Annotated in this window: 17 protein-coding genes; 5 read left to right on the top strand and 12 right to left on the bottom strand. The window is 57.1% G+C overall.

The annotated features are described in order from the left end of the window. Positions 1–25: 25 nt before the first annotated feature. A complete protein-coding gene (locus M5C56_RS21355; RefSeq protein ID WP_247263311.1) occupies positions 26–625 on the top strand; it encodes a hypothetical protein in 600 nt (199 codons plus the stop codon). A gap of 24 nt (positions 626–649) precedes the next feature. Continuing rightward, entirely contained in the window at positions 650–931 is a 282-nt protein-coding gene (locus tag M5C56_RS21350; RefSeq protein ID WP_103498446.1) for a hypothetical protein, read from the top strand. Between the two features lie 874 nt (positions 932–1,805). Here M5C56_RS21350 and M5C56_RS21345 read toward each other — a convergent pair. From M5C56_RS21345 to cysZ, 3 genes are all read right to left on the bottom strand, one after another. Then, a complete protein-coding gene (locus tag M5C56_RS21345; protein WP_103498445.1) occupies positions 1,806–3,380 on the bottom strand; it encodes a hypothetical protein in 1,575 nt (524 codons plus the stop codon). 321 nt (positions 3,381–3,701) lie between these two features. Beyond that, a complete protein-coding gene (locus M5C56_RS21340) occupies positions 3,702–4,991 on the bottom strand; it encodes a DUF6538 domain-containing protein (RefSeq protein ID WP_103498444.1) in 1,290 nt (429 codons plus the stop codon). 85 nt (positions 4,992–5,076) lie between these two features. Then, positions 5,077–5,832 (bottom strand): sulfate transporter CysZ, encoded by a 756-nt coding sequence (cysZ, locus tag M5C56_RS21335; RefSeq protein WP_247263312.1) that lies wholly within the window; start codon positions 5,830–5,832, stop codon positions 5,077–5,079. 301 nt (positions 5,833–6,133) lie between these two features. Here cysZ and trxB point away from each other — a divergent pair, with 301 nt between their 5' ends. Next, complete coding sequence (gene trxB / locus M5C56_RS21330; RefSeq protein ID WP_100942218.1) at positions 6,134–7,096, top strand: thioredoxin-disulfide reductase; 963 nt, start codon at positions 6,134–6,136, stop codon at positions 7,094–7,096. 53 nt (positions 7,097–7,149) lie between these two features. Here trxB and M5C56_RS21325 read toward each other — a convergent pair whose 3' ends face one another. The 7 genes from M5C56_RS21325 to M5C56_RS21295 all read right to left on the bottom strand — a co-directional run bounded on the left by M5C56_RS21325 (position 7,150) and on the right by M5C56_RS21295 (position 11,568). Then, positions 7,150–8,400, bottom strand: a complete 1,251-nt coding sequence (locus tag M5C56_RS21325) for an aspartate aminotransferase family protein (protein ID WP_103496554.1) — start codon at positions 8,398–8,400, stop codon at positions 7,150–7,152. A 124-nt stretch (positions 8,401–8,524) separates the two neighbouring features. Then, the gene (locus tag M5C56_RS21320) at positions 8,525–8,863 is read right to left on the bottom strand and encodes a HopJ type III effector protein (RefSeq protein WP_103496555.1); all 339 of its coding nucleotides are present in this window, start codon (positions 8,861–8,863) and stop codon (positions 8,525–8,527) included. After that, entirely contained in the window at positions 8,856–9,152 is a 297-nt protein-coding gene (locus tag M5C56_RS21315; protein ID WP_103496556.1) for a DUF1244 domain-containing protein, read from the bottom strand. The genes M5C56_RS21320 and M5C56_RS21315 overlap by 8 nt, the downstream gene beginning before the upstream one ends. Before the next feature lie 74 nt (positions 9,153–9,226). Next, positions 9,227–9,598 carry a dihydroneopterin triphosphate 2'-epimerase gene (gene folX / locus M5C56_RS21310; RefSeq protein ID WP_103496557.1) on the bottom strand — a complete coding sequence of 124 codons (372 nt, stop codon included), beginning with the start codon at positions 9,596–9,598 and terminating at the stop codon, positions 9,227–9,229. Positions 9,599–9,600: 2 nt separating this feature from the next. Further along, on the bottom strand, positions 9,601–10,161 hold the full coding sequence (folE, locus tag M5C56_RS21305) for a GTP cyclohydrolase I FolE (protein WP_103496558.1): 561 nt from the start codon (positions 10,159–10,161) through the stop codon (positions 9,601–9,603). A 24-nt stretch (positions 10,162–10,185) separates the two neighbouring features. Beyond that, on the bottom strand, positions 10,186–10,896 hold the full coding sequence (gene folM, locus M5C56_RS21300) for a dihydromonapterin reductase (RefSeq protein WP_103496559.1): 711 nt from the start codon (positions 10,894–10,896) through the stop codon (positions 10,186–10,188). Positions 10,897–10,998: 102 nt separating this feature from the next. Then, positions 10,999–11,568 carry an antibiotic biosynthesis monooxygenase gene (locus tag M5C56_RS21295; protein ID WP_103496560.1) on the bottom strand — a complete coding sequence of 190 codons (570 nt, stop codon included), beginning with the start codon at positions 11,566–11,568 and terminating at the stop codon, positions 10,999–11,001. A gap of 211 nt (positions 11,569–11,779) precedes the next feature. Between M5C56_RS21295 and M5C56_RS21290 the strand changes: the two genes are divergently transcribed. Further along, on the top strand, positions 11,780–12,751 hold the full coding sequence (locus tag M5C56_RS21290) for a MerR family transcriptional regulator (protein ID WP_103496561.1): 972 nt from the start codon (positions 11,780–11,782) through the stop codon (positions 12,749–12,751). A gap of 44 nt (positions 12,752–12,795) precedes the next feature. On the opposite strand, the gene M5C56_RS21285 is transcribed toward M5C56_RS21290, so the two are convergent. After that, on the bottom strand, positions 12,796–13,260 hold the full coding sequence (locus tag M5C56_RS21285; protein ID WP_103496562.1) for a PAS domain-containing protein: 465 nt from the start codon (positions 13,258–13,260) through the stop codon (positions 12,796–12,798). Positions 13,261–13,418: 158 nt separating this feature from the next. Between M5C56_RS21285 and M5C56_RS21280 the strand changes: the two genes are divergently transcribed. Then, on the top strand, positions 13,419–13,871 hold the full coding sequence (locus M5C56_RS21280) for a flavodoxin (protein ID WP_103496563.1): 453 nt from the start codon (positions 13,419–13,421) through the stop codon (positions 13,869–13,871). Here the strand turns inward: M5C56_RS21280 and M5C56_RS21275 are convergent. Beyond that, positions 13,855–14,751 carry a LysR family transcriptional regulator gene (locus M5C56_RS21275; protein WP_103496564.1) on the bottom strand — a complete coding sequence of 299 codons (897 nt, stop codon included), beginning with the start codon at positions 14,749–14,751 and terminating at the stop codon, positions 13,855–13,857. The genes M5C56_RS21280 and M5C56_RS21275 overlap by 17 nt on opposite strands. Positions 14,752–14,831 lie beyond the last annotated feature (80 nt).

The following is a 14,831-nucleotide window of genomic DNA, read 5'->3' as shown; positions in this document are numbered from 1 at the left end:
ATGCATAACCCTGAAACGGATCAAAATGAAACGGCACATCGGGATGCTTCTATCGTCATTGAGCCTACAACCGGCCCATCTGACGGGCGTAAGGACAATGGTGCCCAGCCAATTGGTGTTCTGCGGACTGGCCTTTGTTGCGATCAATGCATGGGCCGATGTCGACAAAGAGAGCTTTGACAAAACGGTTCATGATGATGTGACCTATCAAAAACAGCTTTTACATCCTAGAAGCAACTCGGCGAATGTAGGCGGCCTTCAGGTTGTTGCAAATGGTTGTGTAGCACGTCGGAAGATCGGAACTCTGAATCCCGTCTTAGAACCTCAATCGTGGGCTGGTTCAAGGTTTCTGATTCTCAACGCCAGTTTCAAGAACATTTCGACTACCAGCAGGTATCCATCGCCGGGGAGTGTAATGATTCATAAAGGTGGGAGGACTTATAAGTTTGATAAGGTCGAAATGGTTGGTGGAGATGGCTTTGGTGTTGCAGTCGAACCTATCAATCCATTAATCACCTATCACACTAAGCTGATCTATCGGATTCCCGCCGATTTGACCGGTCGTATCGTTTGGCAACCTGACGAAAGGACCGCCGATGTCACCGTATCATGTGGGTCGATCTAATTACTCAATTTGTAGGGGGATGTTATGAACAAATTCGCGTTGATGGTTATTGTAGTTCTTACGGGATTTGCACGGTTTGCGCTTGCAGGAACCAAGGCCAATCAAGAACCTGGTATGCTCTTCTGGATACTTGCGGCTATTGTTGCACCGATGGTGATGTATTCGGCAAATAAGTGGAGGTTGTGGGGGTTAGGATTTAGGTTCGGGATGGCCAGTAAGACCACCTTTCTGTCTTCGGTCAAATGGACAGTTGCATCAGTGGTCGTAACTATTGCCTCACTATTGATACTTGCTGCATTTGGCTAGGTTTGAAAGCCGGATAACACAGTAGTACGAAGCCCCGCTTTTAGGGGCTTTTTCATGTGTGCCGCTTTTGTTGTGTCATCCAAGATACCCTTGATTTAATAGAGCATGAGATAGAATGGTGTAACGTCTAAGTATGCGAAAGATACATAGCACTTGTACCGGATGGTCTGGTGAATGACATCCAATAAAATCTGCCTAAAACAGATGCTTTGGTGTACTGGTGTAACAGATGTGCTGCTAAAGTTTGGTTTTCTAGGAAGAACTGAGATAGATGTTTGGAAACCAAAATGCTGCAAAACATTTATATAAAAATATTGATGCTTTCGGCGAGGGGGATGTGATATGGCTGCATAGGAGGGGGCTTGATGTTTCTGGTGTTCGTCAAGTACACCCGAAACAACGCCGTAGGCGAATGGAACGGACTCTCTTCTCGGAGGTATATACCGTTAAAAGCGTTTAAATGAACTGCTAGGATTCTGCGAAGTTGATATGGGTATGCACGAGCTTGCGAGTGCACCCGCAGGGCTGGGTAGACCCATATGAACCGATTGCTATTTTAAGGTTTGATAGAATTCAAATGCTCCTAGTTTTTTAGCGGTATTCGAAGATCCAAGCCGTCTGCTGAGAATTGATGGTTCTAGTGGTTTTGAAATCTAAAATCACTATAGTGTTCAGTTCGTCAGGTTGTTCTAGGTGCACGCTTCGCGCAGAACACACTTCGTGCGTTCTGATCTTCTCTGTGCTTGGAATGGCTATTCTGGTTTTAGAATATGCTTGAAGATTTTAAAAGTTGGCTGTATCTCTAAGAAGTATTCTTAGGGATGCGGCCGTTTTTATGCAGGCTAGCCGCCCAGCTTTCACCGGGCGGAATCTATTATACGAAGAACTGTTCCAGGCCTTCGGCAGGCTTGACTGGTAAGCTTTCGCGTACGTTTTTTGTCCATGTACGGGCAGTTCTCTCTGCTACCTTCCAAAGCTCCGTCACGGCCTTGTTGATATCGGCTTGTTTAAATCCGTTATTGAACCCATGTTTGATGAAGTTAATAGCTTTGGTTTTTTCATCGGGTGGGGTTTTAGACCTGCCGTCTGGTTTCGCAGAAATGGTCAACGCCAAACGATGATCAATAATAGCGTCCGTCATATACGTTTGCTTGAAGTAGTTCGCGACTTCTGTATCCTGCACGTAAAAGTACACCGGCTTGGTATTTCCCCAAGTCCGGATTGCAGTGCGGGTGACAGCTTGCAAGCTTGCCTCATTCTTATTTCTAACGATCCAAGCTTTAATTAGCTCAGTTAAATTAATATCGTACCTGTCACCTACAACCTTTAGACAGATTGTATCGTTTGGGCTTGGTTTTCCGGAAAACAACAGTAAGGCAGCGGTGCTGTCCTGATAACAGTTCAATCCGCGACAATCCATCGGGACAAATTTAATTTTAGTATTCACTTTTTGAGCCGATGGTTGATATTTTTCGCTGAATTTAGACCATGAGTTCTGAATGACCAAAAAGCTTTCATTGGGCGAATGCTGAATTGCTGTTTCGAATACCCGATCAATGATTTGATTGTTCTGCCCGTCATGAGTGTATCCCAGGTTTCCTTCTTCATTTGCTAGTACTTTTGTTTTTGACCAGCTACCGTTTAACATCGGATAAATATAGATGGGGCAGTTATATTTTGACGGTTCTGGAGTGAACTTCGAGCGTGTGTATTTGTAGCCCATTCTCTTCGCAAAAAGGTCAAAGAATCCCCCTTCAATATTCGCAGCCAAGATATGGGTTTCCCTTGCCCGATCAATCTGATTAAACACGGTTTTATCAACAATAGTGTGGAAGTTGATAAAACCACTTTTTTCAGTTTCAAAGAGTACGATATTTCCGGTCAAGATTGTGTCATAAATTTTATGTTCAACTGCCGATAATGTAGACGCGTTATCCTTATTCGACATTGATGATTTGTACGTTTTTACCCGAGCCTTTATTTCCGTAAGCAGACCATCCTTGATTTGCAGTTGATTATTAAAAGCTTTGGTGGTTGCAAAGATTGTTTCTGCTTCTTTGGATTTCAAGGTGAAATGATTGATATCCATAATTTCGGGAATTTCGTCAATGATCAGGATATAACCTTTGAGAAGAATAGGGTCGGTACGTCTCAAGGAGTCGTGGGTCGTGATAATCAACGGATGAGCCTTGCTCTTAAGCGCTTGGGCCAGGACCCTTGTTACTGATGTTTTATTGTGTTTGATTTCATCCTGATCACTGTTAATGATCAGAGGGGTTAGATTCGCTTTTTTCATGCTTTTCAAAATGTCGTCGTTTAATTTTAAAGTTGGAAGCGCCATGATGACGTTGTACCCGCTTCCAATATAATCTGGAATCTTATTGATTACGGCGTTCGTTTTTCCAGCCCCTGGGGCGGCAATGGCGGTGTGAATATACTTGATGGGCATTACGAATGTACCTTTTTGTGGTTGAGTTAATCCCTGCTGATAATGACGGTGATCATCGGTATCAGCGGGAATTTCGTTTTGGTTGAGTGGAGTATGAGGCCAAATCGTCCCAATCTAAACAGTTTCAAGAATTATTTTTAATTTTAGGGGGTGATGATGTTGTTTGGGATTTGCTTGCTTGTATTGAATGATTATTTGATTGAAACGTTGTGGGCGCTGTTTTGTTGGTGGTGTACTGTGGTGTTAATTATTTGTTTTTGAATTGATGTAATTGTCTGGGGTGCCTTCTCGGTGGAAACAGCTTTGAGATGCACCCCTTTTTTATTTTTTGGGGATTAGTCCGGCGGCCCTCGCAATACTCGGAAGCTTCTGGATTTCTTCTGCCATCCGGGACAAAGGGTTCACTCCATAACGATCACCTTCATTCGTGCATGCGTGCCCGGTGATCCAATCGCTTACCTCTTTGGGTATCCCGTGCTCCCTGGCAAGCGTCTTGAAGCTGTGTCGAAAGCCGTGGAGCGGATTGCAGTCTGGTCGGTATACCCCGCAGCGTTGGCTGATCGGACGCCATGTTTTGGATACGATCCCCGCAAAACCGTCAGATACCTTGATCAGTTGTGGAAAAATCCTTGAGTCAGGCTCTCGGCCCAGCACCAGTGTCAGTAAGCCCAGGACGATCAAATCGTCATGAATGGGGATTTCCCTACGGCTACTGTCGGTTTTGACTGATTTATCCGGACGGTCATCGATGATCCTGATGAACCATTGGCTACTTTCGTGCTGGTGGAAATCTCCGACATACAGTTGAGCTATTTCCTCACGGCGAGCACCCGTATATGCCGCAATCAATGGTAGCCAGAACACGGCACTTCCTGGACGGCCTTGTGCATACCTCAGTCGTTGAAATTCAGGGTGGCCAAACAGAGTGATCAGCTCATTCCAGGTGTAACCCCTATTGTCGTTTAGTCGACGTTTGGGTTTGCTCGGGCCGAGACGCTTGTGAATGCGAGAGACGAGGACGGGGTTCGATTCGAGCAAGCCGGAATCCACCGCGAACGCCAGAACCGATGACAGCCTCGCCAGCAACAATCGCGTGGTTGAAGTCGCAAGCGGTTTTTCATCTGCGTCTTTAGGTTGGATGAGATCGGCCGCAAACGCATGGATGTCAGAAGGTTGAATCGCCGTAATGGGTTGGTCTCCCATCTTCGTGATGAACCGATTGACGGCACGGCCATAATCGACTGTATGACGCTGTAGAACGTATTCAGACCTGCCAGACATCGATACGGACTGGATGTAGCGGCCTAACACCTGTGACAGCTTTACAAGGGGTTCTGGGGACGTGGATAGCGCTAGTCTAGGTGAGGTCGGCGGGGGTGTCTCTGGTTGGAACCATTCGATGCTAAGCCCATTGCGGGCATCACTGAATACGCGTTCGGATTCCGTAAAAGCGATGGCGAATGCGGCCTTGGCTTGGTGGTGATTTCGCGTCTTCAGCGAACGGCGAATTTCAGTTTTGCCGATCACTTGTCGGAGGTCATCCGGCACCCTGCGTCGAAGGTAATAAATACCCGAATCAGGGTGCCGGAACGGTTGGGCTATCAGTGCCATGTGTACCAGCCTTGTGTATCAGTTGGCTGGGAAAGGGCAGTTCAAGCGTGATTAGCGAACGGTCTCTAAAGGGTTTGCGGGCGCCTCAGCGCTTCTCGCCGGCCACCGCCTCGTCGCCGCGCTCACGGACCCAGAACAAGGTCGCCCCGGCCACCGCCGCCGGCATCATCAGCAGGTTGACCACCGGTACCAGCAGCACCAGGTAGACGATCCCGCCAAAACTCATGCACTGCCAGCGTTTCTGCCGCAGCCAGGCGAGCATGCCCTGCCAGCTCAGCTTGTGGTTGTCCGCCGGGTAGTCGATGTACTGGATCGCCATCATCCACACCCCGAACAGCAACCACAGCGGTGCGGCGATGATATTCACCACCGGGATGAACGACAGCACCAACAGCGCGATGGCCCGCGGCAGGAAGTAACCCAGCTTGCGCATTTCCCGCGCCAGGGTGCGGGGAATCATCGCCAGCAGTTCGGCCCAGCTGAAGGCCGGGAAATTGTCGGTGCCGCGCACCACCACTTCGACTTTCTCGGCGAGAAAACCATTGAAGGGCGCGGCGATGACGTTGGCAATCATGGTGAAGGTGAAAAACACCATCAGCACCACCAGCGCCACGAACAGCGGCCAGAGGATGTAGTTGAGGAAACTCAGCCAGCCGGGCAGGGTCGGCATCAGCGTATCGACCCAGAGACTGAAATAATGGCCGGCCAGGTAGATCAAGCCGACGAACAGCACCAGGTTGATCGCCAGCGGCAGCAGGACGAACAGGCGCAGGCCCGGGCTCAGGACCAGCTTCAGGCCCTCGCGCAGATATTGCGGGCCGGACAGGACGGGTGCGGGCATAACGTGCTCCGAGATGGGGGAAACGCGCCGACCTTACCGGCTTTGCAGGGCCGGTGAAAGGTTCGACATTTACAGTAACAAAGGCGTCTTGAAGAACACCGCTCAGGATAGAGACCTGCTATGAGCTGGATTGTTATTGCGTATTTCCTTAATCTTCGCCTCCTCGATACGCTGCACCTCATTATTTTTCAGGACTGTGTGCTACAAGCCTTCCCCAAGTGCTTTCGCAGTCCTTTTTTATTCCAGCCGGTCCGCCGGCGTTCCGCACCGGTAGCTGACGGGCGGTCGATAGGAGTGAGTCATGTCTGAAGTACGCCATTCGCGAGTGATTATTCTCGGTTCCGGCCCTGCCGGTTACAGCGCCGCGGTCTATGCCGCGCGTGCCAACCTCAAGCCGCTGCTGATCACCGGCATGCAGGCCGGCGGGCAATTGACCACCACCACCGAAGTCGACAACTGGCCCGGCGACGTGCACGGCCTGACCGGCCCGGCGCTGATGGACCGCATGAAAGAGCACGCCGAGCGTTTCGAAACCGAAATCGTCTTCGACCACATCAATGCGGTGGACCTGGCGAAAAAGCCCTACACCCTGGTGGGCGACAGCGGCACCTTCACCTGTGACGCCCTGATCATCGCCACCGGCGCCAGCGCTCGTTACCTGGGCCTTCCGTCGGAAGAGACGTTCATGGGCAAGGGCGTTTCCGCTTGCGCCACCTGCGACGGTTTCTTCTATCGCAACAAGGAAGTCGCCGTGGTCGGTGGTGGTAACACCGCCGTGGAAGAGGCGCTGTACCTGGCCAATATCGCCAGCAAGGTGACCCTGGTGCACCGTCGCGAGACCTTCCGTGCCGAGAAGATCCTGATCGACAAACTGCATGCCCGCGTCGCCGAGGGCAAGATTGTCCTCAAGCTCAATGCCACCCTGGACGAAGTCCTGGGCGACAACATGGGCGTCACCGGTGCCCGTCTGAAGAACAACGACGGCAGCTTCGACGAGCTGAAAGTCGACGGCGTGTTCATCGCCATCGGCCACACCCCGAACACCTCGCTGTTCGAAGGCCAGTTGGCGTTGAAAGACGGCTACCTGGTGGTGCAGGGCGGCCGTGACGGCAATGCCACCGCCACCAGCGTGGAAGGTGTGTTTGCCGCCGGTGACGTGGCCGACCACGTTTACCGTCAAGCCATCACCTCGGCCGGCGCCGGCTGCATGGCCGCACTGGACGCCGAGCGCTACCTCGACGACCTGCAGAACGCTTCGTTCTGATTGCATCGTTATGAAGAAACCGGCCTCGGCCGGTTTTTTTTTGCCCGCGGATTTCAGGTAAGCCTGGCCAGGCACGCCTCGAGGATATCCAGCCCTTCTTCCAGCACTGCCGCCTCGGTGGTCAAGGGGGCCAGGAGGCGAATGATGTGCCGCGACTTGCCGCTGGGCATCAGCAGCAAACCGGCCTCGCGGGCCAGGGCCAGCAATTGCGTCAACTGTGCCGACGCAGGGCTGCCGTCGGGGTTGATCAACTCGATGCCGCGCATGGAGCCAACACCGGTCAGGCGCCCCAGGTAGGGTGAAAGCTGCTTGGCGCGCCAGGCCTGGTGACGGCCGACAATCGCCTCTTCCTGTTGCGCGCCCCAGGCCTGCAAGTTCGCATCAGTCATTTCATCCAGGGTCGCCAGGGCCGCGGCGCAGGCAATCGGGTTGCCCGAATAGGTGCCGCCCAGTCCGCCTTTGGGCAAGGTGTCGAGCAGCGCCTTGCGGCCGACCACCGCCCCCAGCGGCACACCGCCGGCAATACTCTTGCCCAGCAGGATCAGGTCCGGCTCAATCCCCAGTCGCGAGAACGCAAAACGCTGGCCGGTGCGACCGAAACCGGACTGGATTTCATCGATGATCAGCAGGATCTTTTTCTCATCGCAGAAACGTCGCAGGGCCTGGGCGAACTCCACGTCCAACGCCAGGAAGCCTGCTTCGCCCTGCACCGGTTCGAGGATAAAACAGGCGACGTCCTCGACATCGATTTCGACGCTGAACAGCCGCTCCATGGCCTTCAGCGCCTCGGCGCAGGTCACGCCATTGTCCTGGCTGGGGAAGGGCAGGTGATACACCGGCCCGGGCAGTACCCCGACTTTCTGTTTGTAGGGGGCCACCTTGCCGTTGAGATTGAGGGTGGCGAGGGTGCGGCCGTGGAAGGCGCCGTCAAAGGCGATCACGGCGGTGCGACCGGTGGCGCCACGGACGATCTTCAAGGCGTTTTCCGCCGCCTCCGCGCCGCTGTTGGTGAGCATGCCGCTGACCGGGTAGGTCACGGGAATAAACGCCGTCAGGCGATCCATCAGTTCGAGGTAGGGCGCATGGGGCGCGGCGTTGAAGGCGTAGTGGGTCAGCCGGGTGGCTTGTTCGCGAATGGCCTCGACGATACGCGGGTGGCAATGGCCGAGGTTGAGTACGCCGATGCCACCGACAAAATCGATATAGCGTTTGCCGTGGGTGTCCCAGACCTCGGCGTTCTTGCCGTGGCTGAGGCTGATCGGGTGAACGATGGAAATCGACTGGCTGATGGTTTCGCTGCTCATGGAGACCTGACTCGAAAGAAGGAAGACTTCTTTTTATCTAAGCCGTGAGCAGCGGTCCCCGGCAAACGAAATAAAGTCGCCGGGTCAATCTTAAAAGTTGCGATGTGCCGGCCGGGCGCTTGAATCAGCGCCGGGTCAGCGGCGCCTGGGTGAACTTCACGCCGGCCAGGCCGTGGGCAATCAACGCGCGAATATTGCCGTGGTCGCTGCCTTCAGGGGTGGCGAGGACCGAACGGTAATGCTCGCCGAAGGCCAGCAAGGTTTCCTGGTCGCTCAAGCCTTCCAGCAGCGCCAGGCCCAGGGTCTTGCACGAGCCTTCGTTCTGCCCGGCGGCGTTTTCCACGCCGCCGTTGTTGAAGGCTTGTGGCTGATAGTCGTAACCGGCGGCCACGAAAGCCAGGGTGTCGGCAAAAACATGTTCGCCGCTGTTGAGGCTGGCGCGCAGGGTGTTCAAATCACTCATGGGGTTTTCCTTTGGCGAACGCCGCCTGTTGTTCGGCGCTGGCTTCTTGCTGGTATTGGGCCTTCCACTCGGCATAGGGCATGCCGTAGATGACTTCACGGGCGTCGTCGAGGCTGACCTCGACCCCGCGTTCGTCGGCTTCGGCTTTGTACCACTTGGACAGGCAGTTGCGGCAGAACCCGGCGAGGTTCATCAGGTCGATGTTCTGCACATCCTTGCGGCTGTCCAGGTGGGCGACCAGCCGGCGAAAGGCGGCGGCTTCGAGTTCGAGGCGTTCTTGCTCGGTCATGATGGGCTCTGTGCGGGTGAAGTAGGGCGCGATGATAAGAGCCTGGCGCGGCGAACGCCAGACGGCTCAGTGGCTCAACGGCTCGCCGCGAGCGTAATCGATACTGACTCGGCAAAGCGCAACGCATGGGGCTTATCGACTTCGACCTCGGCATAGAGCACGGCTTCGTTGCTCATTACCAGGTCCAGCAGTTCCTGGGTCAGGCGTTCGAGCAGGGCAAAGCGATTGCCCTCCACATGCTGGATGATCGCCTTGGTGATGGTGCGGTAGTTCAGGGCGTGATCGATGTCGTTGTCGCGGACCGCTTCCTGGGCCGCATAGAGGATGGTCAGGTTGATCCGCACATCCTGCTTGTTGAGGATCTCGTCCTCGTTGATGCCGATAAAGGTCCGCAGGCACAGGTCCTTGACCCTAATGCGTGCCATGCCGGGTTGAAGTTGTGGCATTGCTACTTGCTCCGTCCAATCAGTTGCAGGAACTCCATGCGGGTGGTGCTCGAGTCGCGCAGGGCGCCGAGCATCACCGAGGTATTCATGGTCGAATTCTGTTTTTCCACGCCGCGCATCATCATGCACATGTGCTGGGCTTCGATCACCACCGCCACGCCGGCGGCCTGGGTCACCTGCTCGATGGCGTCGGCGATTTGCCGGGTGAGGTTTTCCTGGATCTGCAGGCGGCGGGCGAACATGTCGACGATCCGGGCGATCTTCGACAGCCCCAGAACCTTGCCGGTGGGCATGTAGGCGACATGGGCCTTGCCGATAAAGGGTAGCAGGTGGTGTTCGCACAGCGAGTACAACTCGATGTCCTTGACGATGATCATCTCGTCATTGTCGGAAGCGAACAGCGCGCCGTTGACCACCTCGTCGAGGCTCTGCTCATAGCCATGACACAGGTACTGCATGGCCTTGGCGGCCCGTTTCGGGGTGTCCAGCAGGCCCTCGCGGTCGGGGTTTTCGCCCAGCCCCAGAAGGATCTCGCGGTAATGCTCGGGCAGTGTGGCACTCATGGAAAGGATTCCTCGCGGGGCGGCTTATTTAAGGTGCCGGCCGCCGTTGACGGTCAAGGTTGTGCCGGTGACATAGGGGTTGTCCAGCAGGTAGCGCAGGCTCTGGTAGACCACCCCGGCTCCGGGCTCGATACCCAGGGCCGATTTGGCCAGGGTCCTGGCGCGGTACGCCGCGTCGTCGTCGGGGTTGAACATCAGCAGCGCCGGGGCGATGCCGTTGACCTTGATCCGTGGCGCGTAGCGGGCCGCGAAGGACAGGGTCAGGCTGTCCAGGCCGGCCTTGCTGGCGCAGTAGGCCATGTGCTGGCTGCTGCCCTTGCGGGTGACATCGTCGCTGATGTGCACGATATCGGCCATTGGCGAGCGTTCCAGCAGTTCGGCGCAGTGCAGGTTGATCAGATAGGGCGCGAGCATGTGCAGGCTGAACATCCGGGTAAAGGCCGCGGTTTCGTTACCGGGAGTTTCCGCCAGCCAGGCCGAGGCATTGTGGACGATCGCCCGCAGGCAGTCGGTGTGCTGCTTCAGCGTTTCGATAAAGGCCAGGATCCCGGCTTCGCTGGAGAAATCGGCGAACAGCGCGGTGGCGCCGAGGTCGCGCAGGGCCTGGACGCCTGGGCGCTCGCTGCGATAGCTGAAGATCACCGGGTAGCCGTCGGCCAGCAGTCGCTCTGCGCAATGCAGGCCGACACGCTGGCCGGCGCCAGTAATCAGGATGGGGGCACAAGACGATGGCATCGAAGGCTCGTGGCAGCGGTGGAGAGGCGTCGGTTGACGTTGAAGTCAAAGCTATACCAGCCACACCGCTTGTACAACTGCCAAGCCGGATACTGCGTACCGTCAATGCCGGGCAGTGGCCGTGTCGCCGGGCAGCGCCTTGGCCTGGGTGCTGTGCAACCAGCCCGCGAGGAGGTGGGTCGACAGCGGAATGAAGAAGTAGACCATCAGCGGGGTCAGCACCAGGGTGCTGACCAGTACCCGTGGCAGCAGATTCAGCTCGGCGAGCAACGGCCCGAGGCCAAAGTTGAACAGTAGCGACACGGGAAAGAACGCCAGCCAGATCGCCACCGCCTGCTTCCAGCGCGGTGGACGTTGGCCGACGACGCCGAACCAGCCGTCGATGCCACTGACCCGGCGCTCCTGTGGCCCGGCGAACAGGTCGCTGCCGCGCGCCAGCCAGGCCTTGCGCGAAGCGGAGTGCTCCCAGGCGCCCAGGGTCGTGGCATCGCTGAAGCGGAAAATCATCTGGAATTCGTTGTCCCCGGGCGGCGGGGCGAGCACGCCGGAGCCCAGGTAACCGGGGAAGTCGGTGGCGAGCAGTTCGCCTTCGTGCAACCAGGCGAGCAGGTCCTGGTAGCGGCCATCGGCAACGCGCCGGGCCACCATCATGGTGACGGGTGAGGTAGACATCATGTATCTCCGTAAGACAAGCATGCCGCCCGGATAGGGCTGATGCGCAACGCAGCGCCGGGGTGGTGGGCTGCGTGTTTGGACAGGCAAGAATTATTCCCTATTCCCGGGAAATGCACCAAGCCAGTAAGTCGCATTGCGTATGATTTGCAGGGTGTTGGATCCAGTGGGCTAGAATATCGGTTAAATCCTACCCATAAATGTGTGACAGATGCCCGTCATGACCGAACTTGAACCTGCCGCGCCGCTGTTGCGGGCGCTGAAACAGGAAGAGTTGTTTCCCATTCGCGAAGTTTCGCGCCTGACCGGCGTCAATCCGGTCACCCTGCGGGCTTGGGAACGGCGCTACGGTTTGATTCAGCCGACCCGCACCGAAAGTGGGCATCGGCTCTATGCCATGAGCGATATCGAGACGGTCCGCACCATCATGGGCTGGATCGAGCGCGGCGTGGCGGTGAGCAAGGTCGGCAAGATCCTGGCGAAGACCGCCGCCCAGGCAGCGCCCATTCACACCCCTTCCGGCATTGCGGTGCAATCGATTGCCCAGACGGAATGGGACGACTGGCAGACGCAATTGCGCGCGGCGGTCAGCGCTTTCGACGAACCGGCCCTCGAACGTCTCTACGGACAGGTGTTTTCCAGCTACCCGCTGACCGTGGTGTTCCAGAATATCCTCCTGCCGCTGTGGCAGCGGCTGCAGTTGCAGAGCGGTGAGTTCGGCCAGACCAGCGAGTGGCTGTTTCTCGATACCTTCCTGCGCGCGCGGGTCCTGCAGCGCCTGCACGTGGTTCGCGGGCTGCCCTCCCAGCGCATCGTGCTCGCCGCTTTACCGGATCAATGTCGTGAGCTCGAATTGTTGGTGGCCGGCCTGTTGCTGGGTGACGGCGACCGCTGCGTCAGTGTCCTGGCGGTTGGCCAGCCCTTCGATGAACTGACCCTGGTCTGTGAAAAGGTCCGGCCCGAGGCGCTGGTGCTGTATTCCAACCGTTCGCCGACGACGGATCTGCCACGCCGCCTCAACCGCCTGGCGCTGTCGGTGGACTGTGCGGTGATGTTGGCCGGGGATGTCTCGGAACTGTTACAGGAGCGCCTGGAAGGCTCAAGCATCGGTTGCCTGGGCAATGACGGCCGGCTGATGCGCCGGCGCCTGCAACAACTGTTGGCGGGCCGCCTCGACACCTGATCGCCGCTCAGGCGTCTCCTGCACCGGCCGGCCGCGCTGATCGGTCATGGCTGGTTTGTGCCTGCCGCCTTGAGCGCCGCCAGTTGCGCCTGGACCTCGGCCAGTTGCGCTTCCAGCTGGGCCACCCGCTGCTGCGCCTTGACCTGCACCGTCACGTCTTTTTGCACGCCGACGAAGTAGGTCAGTTGGTCGCTTTCGTTGAACACCGGGGACAGCGACAGCTCGTTCCAGAAATGGCTGCCGTCCTTGCGGTAGTTGCGCAGGATCTGCCGGCACGGCTTGCGGGTGTGCAGGGCTTCGCGGATCAGTTCCAGCGCCGGCTGGTCGCGGTCGCCCGACTGCAGGAAGCGACAGTCCTGATAGAGAATTTCTTCGTTGGTGTAACCGGTCAGGCGTTCGAACGCCGGGTTGGCGTAGATCAGGATATGGTCTTCGCCTTCCTGTTCGGACACCACGATGCCGTCGTTCGACGCGTCAATCACCATTTGCAGCAGTTTGGGATTTATCATTGTTCAACGCCCGCGCAATCCATTGACATGTCCGGCAAAGTTTAAGACATCGTCCTGAATAATCCATCCCATTTGCGAGCGGCGAGGGGCGGGTTTTGTGAGAAAGTCTCTCATCTGCTGGTATCCTGGGTTTTTTATCAAGCATCAGGATCAGATTGATGAAAGTCGCCATCCTTTCCGGCTCGGTCTACGGCACCGCCGAAGAAGTTGCCCGTCACGCTGAAAAAATCCTTCGCGAGGCCGGTTTCGAGGCCTGGCACAACCCGCGGGCGACCCTCGCCGATGTCCAGGCCTTTGCCCCGCAGGCCTTCCTGGCCGTGACCGCCACCACTGGCATGGGTGAGTTGCCGGACAATCTTCAACCGTTGTACAACGCCATCCGCGACCAGCTACCGGCAGCGTGGCGCGGCTTGCCGGGCGGGGTGATCGGCCTCGGTGATTCCAGCTACGGCGACACCTTCTGCGGCGGCGGCGAGCAAATGCGCGAGCTGTTTGCCGAGCTGGGCGTGCGCGAGGTGAAGGGCATGCTGCGCCTGGATGCCAGCGAAAGCGTCACCCCGGAAACCGACGCCGAGCCCTGGCTGGCCGAGTTTATCAGCGCGTTGCGCTGAGGCTGGGTCGCTCGCGCGCCAGCGCCAGCCAGGCCTGGGCGGCCTTGGACAGGTAGGCGCCGCGCCGCCAGACAAAGGCGATGTCCCAGCGCAGGTCGGTCGGTGAGCTCAAGGTCAGGCGCACCACCCCGGGCCGTATCAGCGAACGCGCGACCACGCTGGGCAACAACGCCACGCCTTGCCCGGCGGCCACCAGTGCGGCGAGAAAGTCCGCCTGGCCGCTGCGCCCGCTCTCCTTGGGGGTGAACCCGGCTTGTCGGCAGGCCTCCATCAACCGGTGGTTGAGTACGAAGCTGCGCTGGTACAGCAGAAACGGCGTATCGGCCAATTGTTCCAGGCGGATGGAGCCTTCCTCGGCCAGCGGATGATCGGTCGCCAGCAACACATCCAGGGGCTCATCGCAAAACGGCTGGTAGTCGAGTGCCGGATCGCTCGGCTTGAGGCCCGCCCCCAGTTCCAGCTCGCCGCTCAGCACCGCCGGCTCGATCGTCAGGCTACCGCCTTCAAGCAGGTGAATGCTGATATTGGGGTAGCGCCGTCGGTACTCGGCGAAGAGGCTGGCGAACAGGGCCTCGCCGCCCAGTTGCGGCAAACCCAGGCGCAGTTCACCGCGGGCCAGGTGGCTCAGGTCATCCAGTTCGCTGAGCAACTCGTTGCGCAGGCGCAACATGGCTTCGGCCCGTTGCATGACCACGCCGCCCGCCGCCGTCAGCAGGACCCGCGAGCCGTGGCGGTCGAGCAACGGCGTACCGAGGTCGTGCTCGAGCTGGGCGACCTGCTTGCTCACCGCCGACTGGCTGATGTGCAGGGTTTTCGCCGCCTGGGTGAAACCGCCTTGGCGGACCACCTCGATAAAGCTGCGCAGTTGCTTGAATTCCATGGCCTGATTCCAAAGTGGAATGGCTGCCAGTCTAACAATTCGCTTTTGGGATGACAGTGACAACTTTAAAATCGGCTTCC

The organism is Pseudomonas sp. MWU13-2862 (genome assembly GCF_023242495.1).
Taxonomy (GTDB): domain Bacteria; phylum Pseudomonadota; class Gammaproteobacteria; order Pseudomonadales; family Pseudomonadaceae; genus Aquipseudomonas; species Aquipseudomonas gingeri_D.
This window is presented reverse-complemented; position numbering and strand designations above follow the sequence as displayed.